At 72.1% G+C, this 17,802-nt stretch carries 18 protein-coding genes; 15 read left to right on the top strand and 3 right to left on the bottom strand.

What is annotated here, in order from left to right; all coding sequences use genetic code 11:
- Positions 1 to 3: 3 nt before the first annotated feature.
- From KUM44_RS28850 to KUM44_RS28825, 6 genes are all read left to right on the top strand, one after another.
- Positions 4 to 1,968, top strand: coding sequence for an LpqB family beta-propeller domain-containing protein (locus KUM44_RS28850; RefSeq protein WP_217212547.1), 1,965 nt, complete (start codon positions 4 to 6; stop codon positions 1,966 to 1,968).
- A gap of 23 nt (positions 1,969 to 1,991) precedes the next feature.
- Positions 1,992 to 2,915, top strand: coding sequence for an LD-carboxypeptidase (locus tag KUM44_RS28845; protein WP_217212545.1), 924 nt, complete (start codon positions 1,992 to 1,994; stop codon positions 2,913 to 2,915).
- 142 nt (positions 2,916 to 3,057) lie between these two features.
- Positions 3,058 to 4,836: a CocE/NonD family hydrolase gene (locus tag KUM44_RS28840; protein WP_217212543.1), complete on the top strand. Its 1,779-nt coding sequence runs from the start codon at positions 3,058 to 3,060 to the stop codon at positions 4,834 to 4,836.
- 57 nt (positions 4,837 to 4,893) lie between these two features.
- On the top strand, positions 4,894 to 5,151 hold the full coding sequence (locus tag KUM44_RS28835) for a DUF1049 domain-containing protein (protein WP_217212541.1): 258 nt from the start codon (positions 4,894 to 4,896) through the stop codon (positions 5,149 to 5,151).
- A gap of 22 nt (positions 5,152 to 5,173) precedes the next feature.
- The gene (locus KUM44_RS28830) at positions 5,174 to 5,740 is read left to right on the top strand and encodes a GNAT family N-acetyltransferase (protein WP_217212539.1); all 567 of its coding nucleotides are present in this window, start codon (positions 5,174 to 5,176) and stop codon (positions 5,738 to 5,740) included.
- 78 nt (positions 5,741 to 5,818) lie between these two features.
- Positions 5,819 to 6,718 (top strand): arginase family protein, encoded by a 900-nt coding sequence (locus KUM44_RS28825; protein WP_217212537.1) that lies wholly within the window; start codon positions 5,819 to 5,821, stop codon positions 6,716 to 6,718.
- Between the two features lie 3 nt (positions 6,719 to 6,721).
- On the opposite strand, the gene KUM44_RS28820 is transcribed toward KUM44_RS28825, so the two are convergent.
- Positions 6,722 to 7,069 carry a VOC family protein gene (locus KUM44_RS28820; RefSeq protein ID WP_217212535.1) on the bottom strand — a complete coding sequence of 116 codons (348 nt, stop codon included), beginning with the start codon at positions 7,067 to 7,069 and terminating at the stop codon, positions 6,722 to 6,724.
- Positions 7,070 to 7,206: 137 nt separating this feature from the next.
- On the opposite strand from KUM44_RS28820, the gene KUM44_RS28815 reads away from it, so the two are divergent.
- Both KUM44_RS28815 and KUM44_RS28810 read left to right on the top strand, forming a co-directional pair.
- A complete protein-coding gene (locus KUM44_RS28815) occupies positions 7,207 to 7,710 on the top strand; it encodes a phage holin family protein (protein ID WP_217212533.1) in 504 nt (167 codons plus the stop codon).
- On the top strand, positions 7,710 to 8,747 hold the full coding sequence (locus KUM44_RS28810; protein ID WP_217212531.1) for an SDR family oxidoreductase: 1,038 nt from the start codon (positions 7,710 to 7,712) through the stop codon (positions 8,745 to 8,747). Before KUM44_RS28815 ends, KUM44_RS28810 begins: the two co-directional genes overlap by 1 nt.
- 89 nt (positions 8,748 to 8,836) lie before the next feature.
- Here the strand turns inward: KUM44_RS28810 and KUM44_RS28805 are convergent, their stop codons facing one another.
- Entirely contained in the window at positions 8,837 to 9,928 is a 1,092-nt protein-coding gene (locus tag KUM44_RS28805; RefSeq protein WP_217212529.1) for an enolase C-terminal domain-like protein, read from the bottom strand.
- A 19-nt stretch (positions 9,929 to 9,947) separates the two neighbouring features.
- On the bottom strand, positions 9,948 to 10,904 hold the full coding sequence (locus KUM44_RS28800) for an LLM class F420-dependent oxidoreductase (protein WP_217212527.1): 957 nt from the start codon (positions 10,902 to 10,904) through the stop codon (positions 9,948 to 9,950).
- Between the two features lie 209 nt (positions 10,905 to 11,113).
- Here KUM44_RS28800 and KUM44_RS28795 point away from each other — a divergent pair, with 209 nt between their 5' ends.
- The 7 genes from KUM44_RS28795 to KUM44_RS28765 are packed head-to-tail and all read left to right on the top strand — an operon-like array spanning position 11,114 to position 17,798.
- Positions 11,114 to 13,141: an FAD-dependent oxidoreductase gene (locus tag KUM44_RS28795; RefSeq protein WP_308402749.1), complete on the top strand. Its 2,028-nt coding sequence runs from the start codon at positions 11,114 to 11,116 to the stop codon at positions 13,139 to 13,141.
- The gene (locus KUM44_RS28790; RefSeq protein ID WP_217212525.1) at positions 13,128 to 14,975 is read left to right on the top strand and encodes a transketolase; all 1,848 of its coding nucleotides are present in this window, start codon (positions 13,128 to 13,130) and stop codon (positions 14,973 to 14,975) included. Before KUM44_RS28795 ends, KUM44_RS28790 begins: the two co-directional genes overlap by 14 nt.
- On the top strand, positions 14,972 to 15,901 hold the full coding sequence (ligD, locus tag KUM44_RS28785; protein ID WP_217212524.1) for a non-homologous end-joining DNA ligase: 930 nt from the start codon (positions 14,972 to 14,974) through the stop codon (positions 15,899 to 15,901). The genes KUM44_RS28790 and ligD overlap by 4 nt, the downstream gene beginning before the upstream one ends.
- Before the next feature lie 60 nt (positions 15,902 to 15,961).
- The gene (locus KUM44_RS28780) at positions 15,962 to 16,294 is read left to right on the top strand and encodes a gas vesicle protein (RefSeq protein ID WP_217212522.1); all 333 of its coding nucleotides are present in this window, start codon (positions 15,962 to 15,964) and stop codon (positions 16,292 to 16,294) included.
- 52 nt (positions 16,295 to 16,346) lie between these two features.
- On the top strand, positions 16,347 to 16,772 hold the full coding sequence (locus KUM44_RS28775) for a gas vesicle structural protein GvpA (RefSeq protein WP_217212520.1): 426 nt from the start codon (positions 16,347 to 16,349) through the stop codon (positions 16,770 to 16,772).
- Complete coding sequence (locus tag KUM44_RS28770; RefSeq protein WP_217212518.1) at positions 16,769 to 17,548, top strand: GvpL/GvpF family gas vesicle protein; 780 nt, start codon at positions 16,769 to 16,771, stop codon at positions 17,546 to 17,548. Before KUM44_RS28775 ends, KUM44_RS28770 begins: the two co-directional genes overlap by 4 nt.
- Before the next feature lie 4 nt (positions 17,549 to 17,552).
- Positions 17,553 to 17,798 (top strand): gas vesicle protein GvpG, encoded by a 246-nt coding sequence (locus tag KUM44_RS28765; RefSeq protein WP_217212517.1) that lies wholly within the window; start codon positions 17,553 to 17,555, stop codon positions 17,796 to 17,798.
- Positions 17,799 to 17,802: the final 4 nt, after the last annotated feature.

The following is a 17,802-nucleotide window of genomic DNA, read 5'->3' as shown; positions in this document are numbered from 1 at the left end:
GAGGTGGGGGAGACAGTGCGGACGCTGGCGTACGGTTCCTGGCCCTCGCCCATCGACGCGGCCCTCGCCGCCACGCGCGACGGGCACCCCGAGTGGGTGGGCTTCGTCGGCGACGAGGCGTGGTGGACCGAGCCACGGCCCACGGAGGGCGGCCGGCGCACCCTGGTGCGGCGACGGGCCGACGGTATGGAGGAGTCCGTGCTGCCCTCCCCGTGGAACGTGCGCAGCCGGGTCGTCGAGTACGGCGGACAGCCCTGGGCGGGCGTGGTGGTCGACGGCCGGCCGCTCGTCGTGTTCGTCGATTTCGCGGACCAGCGGCTCTACCGGTACGAGGAGGGCGGCGAGCCGCGTCCGCTCACTCCCGTGTCCGACGTGGGCGGTGGACTGCGCTGGGCGGAGCCGCAGGTGCGGCTGGAACTCGGTGAAGTGTGGTGCGTCCTGGAGGAGTTCACGGGGGAGGGGCCGACGGACGTACGGCGCGTCCTGGCCGCCGTACCGCTGGACGGCTCGGCGGCCGAGGACCGGGACGCCGTACGCGAACTCGCCGACGAGCGGCACCGGTTCGTCACCGGTGCACGGCTCTCGCCGGACGGGCGGCGTGCGGCGTGGCTCGCCTGGGACCATCCGCGGATGCCGTGGGACGGCACGGAACTGCTGGTCGCCGAGGTCGCAGCCGACGGCACGTTCGGCGGCCCGCGGACCGTCGCCGGTGGCTCTGATGAGTCGATCGCCCAGGTCGACTGGTCGGCCGACGGCCGGCTGCTGTACTCGAGCGACCGCGGCGGCTGGTGGAACCTCCACCGCGACGGCGCACCCCTGTGCCGGCGCGAGGAGGAGTTCGGCGGACCGCTGTGGAGGTTCGGCCTGCGCTGGTTCGCCCCCCTGGAGAGCGGGTTGATCGCCGTGGTGCACGGCCGTGGGGCGACCGCCCTCGGGATCCTGGACCCCGAGACCGGCGAGATCGTCGACTCGGCAGGCCCCTGGACCGAGTTCGCGCCCACCCTCGCCGTGCACGGCGAGCGGGTGATCGCCGTCGGCGCCAGCCCGCGCAGCGCCTACGAGGTGATCGAGCTCGACACGCGCACCGGCCATTCCCGGGTCATCGGCGCCCAGCACGACGACGCCGTGGACCCCGCCTACTACCCCGAGCCACAGATCCGCACCTTCACCGGCCCCGCCGGACACGACATCCACGCGCACGTCTACCCGCCCCACAACCCCGGCTGCGTCGCCCCCGCCGACACTCCGCCGCCCTACGTCGTCTGGGCGCACGGCGGCCCCACCGACCGGGCGCCCCTCGTCCTCGACCTGGCCATCGCCTACTTCACCTCGCGCGGCATCGGGATCGCCGAGGTCAACTACGGCGGCTCCACCGGGTACGGCAGGGCCTACCGCAACCGGCTGCGCGAGCAATGGGGCGTGGTCGACGTCGAGGACTGCGCGGCCGTCGCGCTCGCCCTCGCCGACGAGGGCACCGCCGACCGGGACCGGCTCGCCATCCGGGGCGGCAGCGCGGGCGGCTGGACCGCGGCGGCGTCGCTCACCGCCACCGACGTCTACGCCTGCGGCACGATCCTCTACCCCATCCTCGACCTGGCCGGCTGGGGCACCGGGGAGACCCATGACTTCGAGTCGCAGTACCTGGAGTCGCTGGTCGGCCCCCTCGCCGAGGTACCGGCGCGCTACGCGGAGCGCTCGCCCGCCGCGCACGCCCACCGTCTCACCGTGCCGTTCCTGCTGCTCCAGGGCCTGGACGACGTGATCTGCCCGCCCGCCCAGTGCGAGCGGTTCCTCGCCCGTATGGAGGGTCGCCGGGTGCCCCACGCCTACATCGCCTTCGAGGGTGAGGGCCACGGCTTCCGGCGGGCGGAGACGACGATCCGCGTCCTGGAGTCCGAACTCTCCCTGTACGCCCAGGCCTTCGGGCTGAACCCGCCCGGGATCCCGACGCTGGAGCTCGCCAAGTGACCAGGGGGTGTTCTGGAAGTCCCGTGCGGCCCCGGGTACGGCCGCCCCGACTCGCCCCCGGCGCCCGCGTGGCCGTCGTCGCGCCCAGCGGACCCGTCAGCGAGGAGCGGCTGGAGGCCGGGCTCGACGTGCTGCGCGGCTGGGACCTCGACCCGGTGGTGGCGCCCCATGTGCTGGACCGGCACGGCGAGTTCGACTACCTCGCGGGGACGGACGCGGACCGCGCCGCCGATCTCCAGCGCGCCTGGTGCGATCCGTCAGTGGACGCCGTGCTGTGCGCCCGGGGCGGTTACGGGGCCCAGCGCATGGTCGACCTCCTCGACTGGGCGGGGATGCGGGCGGCCGGGCCGAAGGTGTTCGTCGGGTTCAGCGACATCACCGTGCTGCACCAGGCCTTCGCCACCCGGCTGGACCTGGTCACTCTGCACGGACCGGCGGCGGCCGGCGTCGACTTCGTCAAGAACGCCCGGGCGCAGGAGCATCTGAAGGCCACGCTCTTCCAACCGGAGACGGTCCGCGTGATCCCCTCCGGCGGCACGGCCATGGTTCCCGGACGGGCCCGTGGCATCACCCTCGGCGGCTGTCTGAGCATGCTCGCCTCCGATCTCGGCACGCCGCACGCGCCGACCGGTGCGCGAGGCGGGCTGGTTCTGCTGGAGGACATCGGAGAGCAGCCGTACCGCATCGACCGGATGCTGACCCAGCTCCTGCGCACGGGATGGCTCGACGGGGTCGCCGGGATCGCGCTCGGGTCCTGGGTGGGGTGCGGACCGTACGACACGGTGCGTCCGGTCCTCCTGGACCGGCTCGGCGGCCTCGGTGTGCCGGTGGTGGAGGAGTTCGGCTTCGGGCACTGCGGAGGCGCGCTGACGATCCCCTTCGGGATGAGCGGCGAACTCGACGCAGAAGCGGGGGAGTTGACCCTTGATGAGCCGGCCCTGCGCTGACGGCTCTCCACTGAATCTCCGTCAAGAAACCCTCTTCCCGGTGATTGACCCCGCCTGACACGTGTCACACCATGACAACCGGCCAGTACTTACTGGTTGGTAAACAGGGCAGTCTCCAACGTGCTTCCGTGTGGAGGTCTCCGTGTCCCGTCGTGTGCCCAGATCCCGAACCCCACTCGCTCTCGTTCTCGGCGCCACGCTCACCGTCCCCCTCGCGCTCACCGCTCCAGCGGCGGCCGCGACCGGCCAGTTCACCGTCACCGCCCTGAAGTTCACCGTCCAGGCAGGCGACCGCGCCTGCACCGTCGACGCCGACCTGTACCGGCCCACGGGCGTGGACCCCGCCCACCCCGCACCCGCCGTCCTCGCCACCAACGGCTTCGGCGGCAGCAAGTCCGACGGCTCGACCGACGCCATCGGCAAGGCCTTCGCCCAGCGCGGCTATGTCTCCCTCGTCTACTCCGGGCTCGGCTTCGGCAGGACGGGCTGTCTGATCTCCCTCGACGACCCCACCATCGACGGCGTCGCCGCCGCACGGCTGATCGACTTCCTGGGTGGCACCCGCGCCGCCGACGACGGCACGAAGGCCGACTTCATCACCCTCGACGCCCCGGGCGACCCGCGCGTCGGCATGCTGGGCGGCTCCTACGGCGGCGCCATCCAGCTCGCCACGGCCGCCGTCGACCAGCGCCTCGACGCGCTGGTGCCGATGATCACCTGGAACGACCTCGCCTACTCCCTCGACCCGAACAACGCGACATCCGGCGGCAGCGTGCCCGGCGCCTTCAAATGGCAGTGGGCCAACGGCTTCTACCTCATAGGCGAGGGCCAGCCCCTGCTCCAGCCGAGCCTCGACCCCTCCCGCATCAACTCCCTCGCCTGCCTGCACTTCGTCACCAAGGCCTGCGACACCGTCCGCACCCTCAACTCCGGCCGCTACCCGGCGAAGCAGACCGCCGAGCTCCTCGCCTACGCGCGCAGCGTGTCGCCGGTGACGTACCTGAACCGCGTCAAGACACCCACCCTCCTCGTCCAGGGCCAGGCCGACAGCCTCTTCAACCTCAACGAGGCGACGGCGACGTACAAGACGCTCAAAGCCCAGGGGACGCCGACGAAGATGATCTGGCAGTCCTGGGGCCACAGCGGCGGAATCACCGACCCGGCCGCCGGTGAACTCAACCTCGGCCAGGGCAACTTGGAGACCAGTTACGTCGGCCGGCGCATCCTCGCCTGGTTCGACCGCTACCTGGGGAAGAAGCACGTCGACACCGGACCCGCCTTCGCCTACTACCGCGACTGGATCACCGACCCGAACGGCACCTACGCCACAGCCGGCCGGGTCCCCGCGCTCAGCCGGACGCTGTACCTCTCCGGCGACGGCAAGCTGGTCGACAACCGCCGCAAGGTGGCCCGCGGCAGCCGGACGTACACCAACTGGCTCGTCCCCACCAGCCACTCCGAGAGCTCACTCGCCGGCGCCATCGGCATCCCGGACCCGGCGCCGTACGACACCCAGGGCACCCATCTCGGCTGGACCAGCGAGCCGCTCGCGCGCACCACCGATGTCGTCGGCGCGCCCCGGGCCACCCTCAAGGTCGTCTCCCCGAAGGCCGAACGGACCCAGAACTCCGGGGACGCCGCCGACAAGCTCGTCCTGTTCGCCAAGCTGTACGACATCGCGCCCGACGGCACGAAGACGCTGGTGCACCGGCTCGTCGCACCGGTCCGCGTGCCCGACGTCACGAAGAGCTTCACCGTGACCCTGCCGGGGATCGTGCACCGGTACGAGAAGGGGCACCGGCTGCGGTTCGTGATCGCTGGGAGTGACGACGCGTACTTCGGGAACCGGGGGATCAAGCCGGTGACCGTCGTCAGCGCGCCCGGCGACACAGGGGTGATCCGGCTGCCGGTGGTCGGCTGAGCGCTCCGCGGGGTCGCTCACCGTGCGTGATCGCGTTGCCGGGAGCATCCTGGTCATATGACCGCGAAGACGTCGTCGCAGAGTGGCAGGAAGGCGGGCGGGACACAAGGCGGCCGGCGCCGGGCGCTGACCCCCAAGGGGATCACCGTGCTGGTGCTGCTCGGCCTCGCCCTGGTCTTCATCTTCGAGAACACCCGCGAGACCGAGATCCGCCTGCTGGTGCCCCTGGTGACGATGCCGCTGTGGCTGGCGCTGCTCGCCATGGGGGTCATCGGCGCGCTGGTCGGGGCGTACTTCATGGGCCGGCGTCGATAGCGGGTCGTCGTAGGCTGGCGCCATGCCGCACCCCGCGACCCGCTATCTCGCCGAAGGCCCCCGCGTGGGCATACGTCACTTCACCTACGAGGACAGCGCGGAGTTCACGGCCCGGGTCCGGGAGAGCAAGGAACTGCACCACCCGTGGCTCTTCCCGCCGGACGGCGCCGCGGCGTACTCCGCCTATGCCGGGAGGCTGATCGAGGATCCGAGCAAGGCCGGGTTCCTGGTCTGCGCGAAGGACGACGGCGGGGGCATCGCCGGGTACATCAACATCAACAACATCGTCCAGGGCGCCTTCCAGTGCGGGGCCCTCGGCTACGGCGCCTTCGCCCACGCCGCCGGGCGCGGCCTGATGCGGGAGGGACTCGACCTGGTCGTGGGGCACGCCTTCGGGCCGATGCGGCTGCACCGGCTGGAGATCAACGTCCAGCCGGCCAACACGGCCTCGATCGCCCTCGCCCGCGCCTGCGGGTTCCGCCTGGAGGGCTTCTCGCCGGGCATGCTCTTCATCGACGGGGCCTGGCGGGATCACGAGCGGTGGGCGATCACCGCCGAGATGCGGACAGCTCCGCCGGATGTGCCGTGATGCGCCGTCGGCCGTTCCCGTCGCCGTCCCTGTGAATTTGCGTTGAGGGCCGCCTCCACGTCGGCCAGGATGGAGCGCATGCGGAACATCGTCGTGCTCGACGCCCCTTCCAACCTGGGCCTGCGCCCACCCGCCCCCGGCACCGTGCCCGGCTGCTACAAGCTCGCCGGCGCCCTGCGCGAGCAGCGGATCGTGCAGAGGTTGCGGGCGCTGGAGGGCGGGGTGGTGGTGCCGCCGAGGTACGACCGTGGGTACTGGCGGGAAGGCGACGGCGTCTTCAACGCGGCCGCGCTCGCCTCCTACACCTGCAAGCTCGCCGACCGCATCGAGCGCCATGTGCGCGCCGGGGACTTCCCGCTCGTCCTGGGCGGCGACTGCTCCATCAACCTGGGCGCCGCCCTGGCGCTGCGCCGCATCGGCCGGCACGGGCTGGCCGTCCTGGACGCCTCGCCCGACTTCCGGCATCCCGGCAACTCCGACCGGGTCGGCGCGGCGGGCGGTGAGGAGGTCGCCCTGGCCACCGGACGCGGGCAGGAGGACCTGACGAACCTGGAGGGGCTCAGGCCCTATCTGCGGGACGAGGACGTGCGGTACTTCGGCATCCGCGACTGCTTCGAGGAGGACCGGGCCGAGCTCGCCGACCTGAAGATCCCCGTGGTGACCGTCGGCGACCTGCGGGAATGGGGCGCCGAGTCGCTCGCGTCGGTCACCAGGCAGGCCTTCGAGATCCCGGAACTGGACGGCTTCTGGGTCCACTTGGACGCCGACGTCCTCGACCCGTCCGTCATGCCCGCCGTCGACAGCCCCGACCCGGACGGGCTCACACCCGACGAACTCGTCGCGCTGCTCCGCCCCTTGCTGGGCTCCGCACACTGCGTAGGGCTCAACGTCACCATCTACGACCCCGACCTTGACCCGGAGGGCACGGCCGGGGCGCTGCTGACCGACATCATCGTGTCGGCCTTTGAGGAGCGCTGACGATCAGCCCTGACGGTCCACGTACTCGTAGATCGCCCCGTCCGGATGCATCGCGATCAGATTGCGGCCCACTGGCGTCGCCACCGGCCCCGCGATGACGTGCGCACCCAGTTCGGTGAGCACCTGACGGGCCTCCTCGACGTCCTTGACCGCGATCGTCGCCGCGACCTTGCGCAGCACCTCCAGCTCGGCCTCCGGGCCGCTCATCAGCAGGAAGCAGCCGACCGCGGCCACCTGGACGCCACCGCGTTCGAAACGGAGGGCTTGGCCGCCCGCGAGCCGTTCGTAGAAGGGGACTGCCCTCTCCAGGTCGTCGACGCACACGCGAAGCGTGGTTCCCAGGATGTCCATACGGACGAGCCTAGTTGGGGGCGCCCGGCCGGGGAGATCGTTTCACGCGATCCCCTCACTCCGGTAGCCGGCCCACGTGCCGGTACGGGCCGTCACGGAGCGCGTTATGAGCACGCCTGTACGGGTACTCGGGCGCCATGGACCGCTTGGATCATCTTGAGCACCTGGACAAGCAACTGGTCGACGAGCTGGCGCAGGTGGCGCGTGAGACCGTGCGGGACGAGCTGCGCGAGCAGACGCGCAGGCAACGCCGTCGGGCCATGCTCTACGCCGGCTCCGGCGCCGTCGCCCTGTACGCGGGCGCGGCCCTCGCCCTCGCCCTCGGGCTGGGCCTCGCCGCCGGACTGCCGGACTGGGCCGCCGCGCTGATCACCGCGGCGATCCTCGGAGTGGTGGCGTACGTGCTGCGCGGCGCGGCACGCCCGTCGTCGTCCCGGCCGATGACGGAGCACGCGGCAGCACCGGGCGCCACTCACGACGCCACCCTCGGCGGCAGTGCGCCGACCGCGCCGCCCGGCGGGCTCGGCCTGCCGTACCCGCCGATGCCGGCCGGCCCGCCCGGCGCGACGCCGGACGCGTCCGGGACGCGGCCGCCGCACCCGGACGACATCGACCCCGAGCAGCCGCACCACCGGGCGTGATGTTGGTGCGCAAGCCGCGGAAGGGGGCCCTGCCGAAGCACGGCAGGGCCGTCGTCGTGACCGGCGCCAGTGGCGGTGTCGGCCGGGCCACCGCCCTGGCCTTCGCCGCGCGCGGCGACCGGGTCGCCCTGCTCGCCCGGGGACGCGAGGGCCTCGCCGGGGCGGCGGACGAGGTGCAGCGGGCCGGCGGCGAGGCCCTCGTCGTCACCGTGGACATGGCCGACGCCAAAGCAGTCGAGGACGCCGCCCAGCAGGTCGTCGACGCGTTCGGGCACATCGACGTCTGGGTGAACAACGCCTTCGCCGGGATCTTCGCGCCGTTCACCGAGATCACCCCGGACGAGTTCCGGCGGGTGACCGAAGTGACGTACCTGGGCTATGTGTTCGGCACGCGGGCCGCCCTGCGGCACATGCTGCCGCGCGACCGGGGCACGATCGTGCAGGTCGGATCCGCGCTCGCCTACCGCGGGGTTCCGTTGCAGTCGGCGTACTGCGGGGCGAAGCACGCGATCCAGGGGTTCAACGAGTCGCTGCGGTGTGAGCTGCTCCGCGACGGGAGCCGGGTGCGGACGACGATGGTGCAGATGCCGGCCCTCAACACCCCGCAGTTCGACTGGGTGTTGAGCCGACTGCCCGGGCGGGCCCGGCCCGTGGCCCCGGTGTACCAGCCGGAGGTGGCCGCGCGGGCTGTCGTCCACGCCGCCGGGCACGCGCGGCGCAGGGAGTACTGGGTCGGGGGCTCCACGGTGGCGACGCTGATGGCCAACGCCGTCGCTCCCGGGTTCCTGGACCGGTACCTGGCGCGGACCGGGTTCGACGCGCAGCGTGAGGAGGGGGAGCAGGCAGGGCCGGCGAACCTGTGGACGCCGGCGGACGGGCCTCGCGGGCGGGACTTCGGGGCGCACGGGCGTTTTGACGAGGAGGCCTGTGCGGGGGGTCCGCAGGAGTGGCTGTCCCGTAATCGTGGCCGGGTCGGGCAGGGGCTGACGATCGGGGCGGGTGTGCTTACCGCACGATGGCTGGGGCGGCGGCTGTAGGCAGATCGTCTTCGGCGCCGTCGTGGCTGGTCGCGCCCGCGCAGCGAAGCCGCACATTGCTACAGCCCCGCGCACCTGGGGGGTTGTCGTCAGGCCACCCTGAATTCCTGGACCTCCTCCGCCCTCAGCGTCAGTCCGTGGCCCACCCCCTGCGTCGGGGTGATCGTGCCGCCCGTGGGGTCCAGGGCGCCGTCGAAGAACATGTCCTCCACGCGGACGTGGTCGTGGAACCACTCGATGTGGCGGAGGTTGGGAAGCGCGGCGGCCGCGGCGGCGTGGGCGTGGGGCGCGCAGTGGGCCGAGACCTCCAGGCCGTGGGCCTGGGCCAGGGCGGCGGCGCGCAGGAACTCGGTCAGGCCGCCGCAGCGGGTCGCGTCGATCTGGAGGCAGTCGACCGCGCCCGCGGCGATCATGCGGGCGAAGTACGGGAGGTCGTAGCCGTATTCGCCGGCCGTGACGTCGCACGGCAGGGTGTCGCGGATCAGCCGCAGACCGGTCAGGTCGTCCGAGGACACCGGTTCCTCGAACCAGCCGACACCGTGCTCGGCGAGAGCGTGGCCGACGCGGACCGCCTGCTTGCGGGTGTAGGCGCCGTTGGCGTCGACGTACAACTCCGCCTCGTTGCCGATCACTTGGCGTGCCGCCCGGACCCGGGAGACGTCACGCAGGGCCGCGCGGCCCCAGTCCTCGCCGATCTTGATCTTCACGCGTGGGATGTGCTGGCCGTGCACCCAGCCGTTCAACTGGGCGGCCAGATGCGTGTCGTGGTACGTCGTGAAGCCTCCGCTGCCGTAGACGGGGACGTGCTCGCGGCAGGTGCCCAGCAGCCGGGCCAGGGGCAGTTCGAGGAGGCGGGCCTTGAGGTCCCACAGGGCGATGTCCAGCGCCGAGATCGCGCACGCGGCGATGCCCGGGCGGCCCGCGTTGCGGATCGCGCGGGACATCGCGTCGTGCGCCGCCGGGATGTCCAGGGCGCTTCGTCCCTCGACGAGGGGCGCGAGATGGTCGCGCAGGAAGTCGCCGACCGCAGCCGGGCCGTACGTCCAGCCCGTACCGGTCGCGTCGCCCGCCGTCACCTCGGCGATCACCACGGTCGTGGAGTTCCAGGCCAGGGTGCCGTCCGCCTCGGGGGCGTCGGTGGGCACCGTGTAGACGGAGACGACGGGGAGGTGGAGTTTCATCGCGTGGGTCCGCCCCTCGTCACGGCTGAAGCTGCGGCAGCACCTTGGTGCGGTAGAAGTCGAAGAAGCCGCGCTGGTCGGGGCCGATCTGGCTGACGTAGACGCGGTCGAAGCCCGCCTCGGCGAAGGCGCTCAGCTCGGCCACGTGCTCGTCGACGTCGTCGCCGCACACCGTGTTCTCGCTCACCATCTGCTCGGTGACCAGCGGTTCCAGCTGCTCGAAATGGCGCGGGGAGGGCAGGATCTGGGCCATCTCGCCGGGCAGCAGCTGGTTGGACCACAGCCGCCGCACGGTGCGGACGGCCTCGTCGCGGTCGGTGCCGTAGCAGACCTTCGTGCCGCCCATCACCGGCTTGCCGTGGCCGCCGCCCTTGCGGAACCGCGTCACCATCTCCTCGTCCGGCATCATCGTGATGAACCCGTCGCCGACGCGTGCCGCGAGGGCCGTCGCCGCCGGGCCGAAACCGGAGATGTCGATCTGGACCGGTTCGGCGGGGACCGTGTAGAGGCGGGCGTTCTCCACCCGGTAGTGGCTGCCGTAGTGGCTGATCTCCTCACCGGTGAACAGCCGGCGCATGATCAGGATCGCCTCCTCCAGCATCTCCAGACGGACGCTCGCGGGCGGCCACACATGCCCCAGGACGTGCTCGTTGAGGGCCTCGCCCGAGCCCACGCCGAGCCGGAAGCGGCCGTTCGTCATGACCGCGGAGGTCGCCGCGGCCTGTGCCACCACCGCCGGGTGGATCCGCACGGTCGGGCAGGTCACGGCCGTCTCGACCGGCAGTGACACCGCCTCCGAGATCGCGCCGATCACCGACCACACGAAGGGGCTCTCGCCCTGTGCGTCGTTCCACGGGTGGTAGTGGTCCGATATCCACAGCGACTGGAATCCGGCCTGTTCCGCCATCCTCGCCTGCTCGACGAGTTCGGCGGGACGGAACTCCTCGCACGCCAGGAAGTAGCCGTACTCGGGCATGGGGGGCACCTCCGGGACTGCCGCGTCGGGTAGGCGGCGGGGACGGGTCGCCGTCCGGGTACCCGGCGGCCCGGCGGGAAACCGGGCCGGAACCGGGATGTACGGGTCGGTGTGCCGGAAGCCGGCGCCGGCCGGGGGCGACGTTTGGGGGCCTTGACCAGGGGGACGCGGAAGGCTCCCGAGGTACGCGACAGCCCCGGAGGCACACCGTGAGTCGACCCCGCATCGTGATCGTCGGCGCCGGATTCGCCGGGTACCCGGCGGCCCGCACCCTGTCCCGGATCACCCGGGACAAGGCCGACATCACCCTGCTGAACCCGACCGACTACTTCCTGTACCTGCCCCTGCTGCCCCAGGTCGCCGCCGGCATCCTGGAACCGCGCCGGGTGACCGTCTCCCTCTCCGGCACCCTGCCCCACGTACGGCTCGTGCTGGGCGAAGCCGACTCCGTCGACCTCGACGGGCACACCGTCCACTACACCGGCCCCGAGGGCGACGTCGGCACCCTGCCCTTCGACCGGCTGATCCTCGCCGCGGGCAGCGTCAACAAGCTGCTGCCCATCCCCGGCGTCGCCGAGCACGCGCACGGCTTCCGCGGTCTGCCCGAGGCGCTGTACCTGCGGGACCACGTGACCCGGCAGGTGGAGCTGGCGGCCGCCGCCGACGACCCCAAGAGCTGTGCCGCGCGGTGCACCTTCGTCGTAGTGGGTGCCGGATACACCGGTACGGAGGTCGCCGCACAGGGGCAGCTGTTCACCGACGCCCAGGTGCGCAAACACCCGCTGCGGGCCGGTATGCGGCCGCGCTGGCTGCTGCTCGACATCGCCGACCGCGTCCTGCCCGAGCTGCACCCGAGGCTCTCCCGCACCGCCGACCGGGTGCTGCGGGACCGGGGCGTGCAGGTGCGGATGGGCACCTCCGTGAAGGAGGCCACGCACGGTGGGGTGCTGCTGACCGACGGCGAGTTCGTCGACACCCACACGCTGGTGTGGTGCGTCGGCGTACGGCCCGATCCGCTCGCCGAGTCCCTCGGACTGCCCCTGGAGCGGGGCCGCCTCCTCGTCGACCCGCACCTTCAGGTGCCGGGCCGGCCCGAGCTGTTCGCCGCCGGGGACGGGGCCGCCGTGCCCGATCTGGAGAAGCCCGGCGAATACACACCCATGACGGCTCAGCACGCCTGGCGGCAGGGCAAGACCGTGGCCCACAACGTCGCCGCGTCCTTGGGGCTCGGCGAGCGGCGCCCCTACCGCCACCGCGACATGGGCTTCGTCGTGGACCTCGGCGGCGTCAAGGCGGCCGCCAACCCGCTCGGCATCCACCTCTCGGGCATTGCGGCGGGCGCCGTCACCCGCGGCTACCACCTCGCCGCGATGCCCGGCAACCGCGTCCGCGTCGCCGCCGACTGGTTCCTGGACGCCGTACTCCCGCGTCAGGCCGTGCAGTTGGGACTGGTGCGGTCGTGGTCGGTACCGCTGGACACCGCCTCGCCGGAACTGGCGCGAACGCCGGGGCGGCCGGAGAAGGCGCCCTCGGCGGGACCGAACCCCGGGGAGTCCGGGCCGTCCGGGCGCGAGGCCGAGCCCGCCCAGGGGCGGCATGCGAGCAGCGAGGCTGCGACGGTCCCGCCTGGCGGTGAGGCGGGAAAGAACGAGCCCGGTAGTGAGTCGGCGAGGAACCAGCCCGGTGGTGAGCCCGTGAGGAATCAGCCTGCCGGTGAGTCGGCGAGGAATCAGCCCGGTGGTGAGCCCGTGAGGAATCAGCCTGCCGGTGAGTCGGCGAAGCACCAGCCCGGTGGTGAGCCCGTGAGGAATCAGCCTGCCGGTAAGCCGGCGAAGCACCAGCCCGGTGGTGAACCGGCGAGGAACCAGCCCTCCGGTGAACCCGCCAAGAACCAGCCCGGTGGTGAACCCGCGAGGAACCAGCCCTCCGGTGAACCCGCCAAGAACCAGCCAGTCGGCGAGCCCGCCAAGAGTCCGGGGCCCGGCCCCGTCGCCGGATCCGAACCGCTCGACCCCGTCCAGGACCCCGACGCCGCCAAGCACCACGAACCTCCCGGCCCGGTGACGCGCCCCGATCTGCGAGCGGGCCGCGAGCCGGAACCCGGTGGCGCCGCGGGCGGTGAAGCACCTCCGGGCTCGCCGGCCGTCCACAAGCCGCATCCGGACGCTCCCATAGCCCCCGAACCCCGCTCCCGCCAGCCTTCTGAAGGAGACCAGGAGACCCATGAACACCGCTGAACTCGTCGAACTGGCCCAGCAGTTGCGCGTGGACAGCGTGCGTGCCTCCGACGCCGCGGGGTCCGGGCATCCGACGTCGTCGATGTCCGCCGCGGATCTGATGGCCGTACTCCTCGCGGAGCACCTGCGCTACGACATCGACCGCCCCGCCCACCCCGGCAACGACCGCTTCGTCCTCTCCAAGGGGCACGCCTCGCCCCTGCTGTACTCCGCGTTCAAGGCCGCGGACGCCATCGAGGACGGCGAGCTGGTCACCTTCCGCAAGCTCGGCAGCCGGCTCGAAGGGCATCCGACGCCGAGGCAGCTGCCGTGGGTGGAGACCGCGACCGGCTCGCTCGGCCAGGGACTGCCGATCGGTGTCGGCATCGCGCTGGCCGGGAAGCGGCTGGACCGGAGCGGGTACCGGGTGTGGGTGCTGTGCGGGGACAGCGAGCTCGCCGAGGGATCCGTCTGGGAGGCAGCCGAGCACGCGGCGTACGAGCATCTGGACAACCTCACCGCGATCGTCGACGTGAACCGGCTCGGCCAGCGCGGGCCGACCCGGCACGGGCACGACCTCGACGCCTACGCCCGCCGCTTCCAGGCCTTCGGCTGGCACACCGTCGAGGTCGACGGGCACGACGTGGACGCCATCGACCGCGCGTACGGGGAGGCCCGCTCCACCGTCGGGCAGCCCACCGTGATCCTCGCCCGCACCCTCAAGGGCAAGGGCGTAGGAGCCGTCGAGGACCGTGAGGGACTGCACGGCAAGCCGCTGCCGGACGCCGACGAGGCCATCGCCGAGCTCGGCGGACGGCGCGACCTGCGCGTCCGGGTCCACGAGCCGCCCGCGACCCGCATGCTGCACGCCGTACGCGCCGGACACGTCGAACTGCCCCGCTGGGAGAAGGACGAGGAGGTCGCCACCCGCAACGCCTACGGCGAGGCGCTCGCCGCGCTCGGTACCGGACGCGGCGACATCGTCGCCCTCGACGGCGAGGTGAGCGACTCCACCCGCGCCGAGTTCTTCGCCAAGGAACACCCCGACCGGTTCTTCGAGTGCTACATCGCCGAGCAGCAGATGGTCGCCGCGGCGGTGGGGCTCGCGACCCGTGGCTGGGTGCCGTACGCCTCCACCTTCGCGGCCTTCCTCACCCGCGCCCACGACTTCGTCCGCATGGCGTCCGTCAGCGGCGCCGGCGTCAACCTGGTCGGCTCGCACGCGGGCGTCGCGATCGGGCAGGACGGGCCGAGCCAGATGGGCCTGGAGGACCTGGCGATGATGCGGGCCGTGCACGGCTCGACCGTGCTGTACCCGTGCGACGCCAACCAGACCGCGCGGCTCGTCGCCGCCATGGCAGGCCTGGACGGCGTCCGCTATCTGCGCACCTCGCGCGGCGCGAGCCCGGTGATCTACGGCCCCGACGAGGAGTTCCCGGTCGGCGGCAGCAAGGTGCTGCGCTCCGGTGACCGCGACCGGCTGACCGTCGTCGCGGCCGGCGTCACCGTGCACGAGGCGCTCGCCGCCGCCGACGCCCTGGACCGCGACGGCATCCAGGTCAGGGTCATCGACCTCTACTCCGTCAAGCCCGTCGACCGGGCCACCCTGCGCCGGGCAGCCGAGGAGACCGGCTGTCTGCTCACCGTGGAGGACCACCACGAGGAGGGCGGACTCGGCGACGCCGTCCTCGACGCGTTCCTCGACGGGCGCCCGGTGCCGCGCCTGGTGCGTCTCGCCGTCCGCAGGATGCCCGGGTCGGCCTCGCCGGACGAGCAGCTGCACGCCGCGGGCATCGACGCCGCGTCCATCGCCGCCGCGGGGAAGCTGCTGGTGGAGGAGGCGGTCGTACGGTGACCGGCGGCGGCGAGACGAAGCGGGTGCGGGCGGGCCGCCGTACCGTCGAGGTCAAACGGGTCGACAAGGTGCTCTTTCCCGGAGACGGGGGCGCGAAGGAGTACACCAAGGGCGACCTCGTCGACTACTACCGGTCCGTCGCCGAGTTCATGCTGCCGCATCTGCGCGGCCGTCCGCTGATGCTGGAACGGCACCCCGACGGCGTCGGCGGACCTCGGTTCATGCAGAAGAACACCCCGGAGCACTACCCGGACTGGATCACCCGGGCCGTGGTGGCCAAGGAGGACGGCACCGTCCGCCACACGGTCTGCGACGACGTCGCGACCCTCGTCTACCTCGCCGACCAGTCCTGTCTCACCCTGCACCGCTGGCTGTCGCGCACCGACCGGATCGACTTCCCCGACCGGATGGTCTTCGACCTCGACCCGGCCGACGACGACTTCGAGCAGGTGCGGGAAGCGGCCGTTCTGCTCGGCGAGCTGCTCGACTCCTTGAAGCTTCCGTCGGCGCTGATGACCACCGGGTCACGCGGCCTCCACGTCGTCGTACCGCTCAAGGGGGAACAGGACTTCGACCAGGTACGCGAGTTCGCCCGGGACGTCGCCGACACCCTCGTCGACGCCCACCCGGACCGGCTCACCACCGCCGCCCGCAAGAAGGACCGCGGCGACCGTCTCTACCTGGACGTGCAGCGCAACGCCTACGCCCAGACCGCGGTCGCGCCCTTCACCGTGCGCCCCCGGCCCGGCGCCCCCGTGGCCACGCCCTTGACCTGGTCCGAACTGGAGGACCCGGACCTCGACGCCCGCCGCTGGACCGTCGCCGACGCGGTGGAGCAGGCCCGCACCAACCCGTGGGCGGGGGTGATGAGCCGTCCCCGTGCCCTGGGACCCGCCCGGCGCAGGCTCGACGCGCTCCGTGGCTGACGCACACGGACTCATGGGTTTGGCGGGCGTCTTCCGGGCCACTCGCCGTGGGAGGCGCCCATGACTGATTCACAGAACTCACCCACATCATCCAGACGACGACAAGGCGGGGCAGACGACATGCCGAGCCCCATGGAGGTGCTGCGCCAGGCGCGCGCCCAGCTCGCCGAGCTCACCGGCAAGGCCGCGGAGACGGTGTCCTCGTTCGAACAGACCGAGGACGGCTGGGTGCTGGAGATCGAGGTCCTGGAGCTGGCCCGTGTCCCCGACACGATGAGCCTGATGGCGAGCTACCAGGTGGACCTCGACCAGCAGGGACAGCTCACCGGCTACCGCCGTGTCCGCCGCTACGAACGCGGACGGTCCGACGCGCACCGGTCCGGCGGCCGTTAGTCCGCCCGCCCACACCCGTCACACCATCCCCAGACAAGGAGGAACGGCCGGCATGACCGTTGTCCCGGCACAGCAGACCGGAGGCGGAGGCGGCAGCAGCGGCCTCTACGACGTCCTGGAACTCGTCCTCGACAGGGGGCTCGTCATCGACGCGTTCGTACGGGTCTCCCTCGTCGGTATCGAGATCCTCAAGATCGACGTACGGGTGGTCGTCGCCAGCGTCGACACCTATCTCCGCTTCGCCGAGGCGTGCAACCGGCTCGACCTGGAGGCCGGCCCGCGCAAGGACCCGGGTCTGCCCGACCTGGTCGGCGAGATCACCGAGTCCGGCGCGCACGGCAAGTCCAAGGGGGCACTGTCCGGTGCCGCCGAGACCATCTCCGACGCCTTCAAGCAGGCACGGGACGAAGGGGAGCGCGAGCCCAAGCCGCGTGCCCGCAAGGCCACCGCGTCGCGCCGGAAGGAGGAGCAGGAGTGAGCACGTACGTGTACGGCATCACCGCGAGCTCGCACCCCTCCCTGCCGAAGGCCGTGGGCGGCGTCGGCGACCCGCCCAGCCCGGTCCGGGTGCTGAAGCAGGGCGAACTGGCCGCGCTCGTCAGCGACGCACCAGAAGGGCTGCGCCCCAAGCGCAGGGAACTGCTCGCCCACTCGAACGTGCTCGCCGAGGCGGGCGCGGCCGGGTGCGTGCTGCCCATGCGGTTCGGGAGCATCGCGCCCGACGACGACACGGTCACCTCGGTCCTCGCCGAACGCGCCGAGCACTACAAGGAACGCCTCACCGCCCTGGACGGCAAGGTCGAGTACAACATCAAGGCCAGCCACGCCGAAGAGGCCGTGCTGCACCGCGTACTGTCCGAGAACCCGGAGATCCGGGCCATGACGGAGTCCAACCGGCAGGCCGGCGGCGGTACTTACGAGGAGCGGCTGCGGCTCGGCGAGATGGTGGTCGCCGCGGTCAAGGCCCAGGAGGCCGAGGACGCGACCGACGTCCAGCACACCCTGGAACCGGCGGCGGACGCGGTCAGCGTGGGCCCCGACTCCTCCGGCTGGCTCGCCAACGTGTCGTTCCTGGTGGCCCGCGAGGGGGCCGAGACCTTCCTCGCGGCAGTGGAGCAGCTCCGCAAGGGCCACCCGCACCTCGACCTGCGCGTCAACGGTCCGCTGCCGCCGTACAGCTTCGTCGATCCCGGCCCGGCCGAGCCCGCGGGGACCATGACCGGCGCGGTGAGCCCGAAGAGCACGGAGGAGTGAGGCCGTGGGACTGATCGGAGAGGTGGTGCTGCTGCCGTTCGCCCCGGTGCGCGGCAGCGCATGGGTGATCAGACAGGTCCTGGAGGAGGCGGAGCGCCTCTACTACGACCCGGCGACCGTGCGTGCGGAACTGGCCGCGTTGGAGGAGCAGTTGACGGCGGGCGAGATCGACGAGGAGGAGTTCGACCGCCGTGAGGACGAACTCCTCGACCGGCTCGAGATCGCCCTCGCGCACGGCACGGGCAAGTGAGGGG

The organism is Streptomyces sp. AC550_RSS872 (genome assembly GCF_019049285.1).
GTDB lineage: Bacteria > Actinomycetota > Actinomycetes > Streptomycetales > Streptomycetaceae > Streptomyces.
Note: the sequence above shows the minus strand (reverse complement) of the source record. Positions and strands in the feature narration are given on the sequence as shown.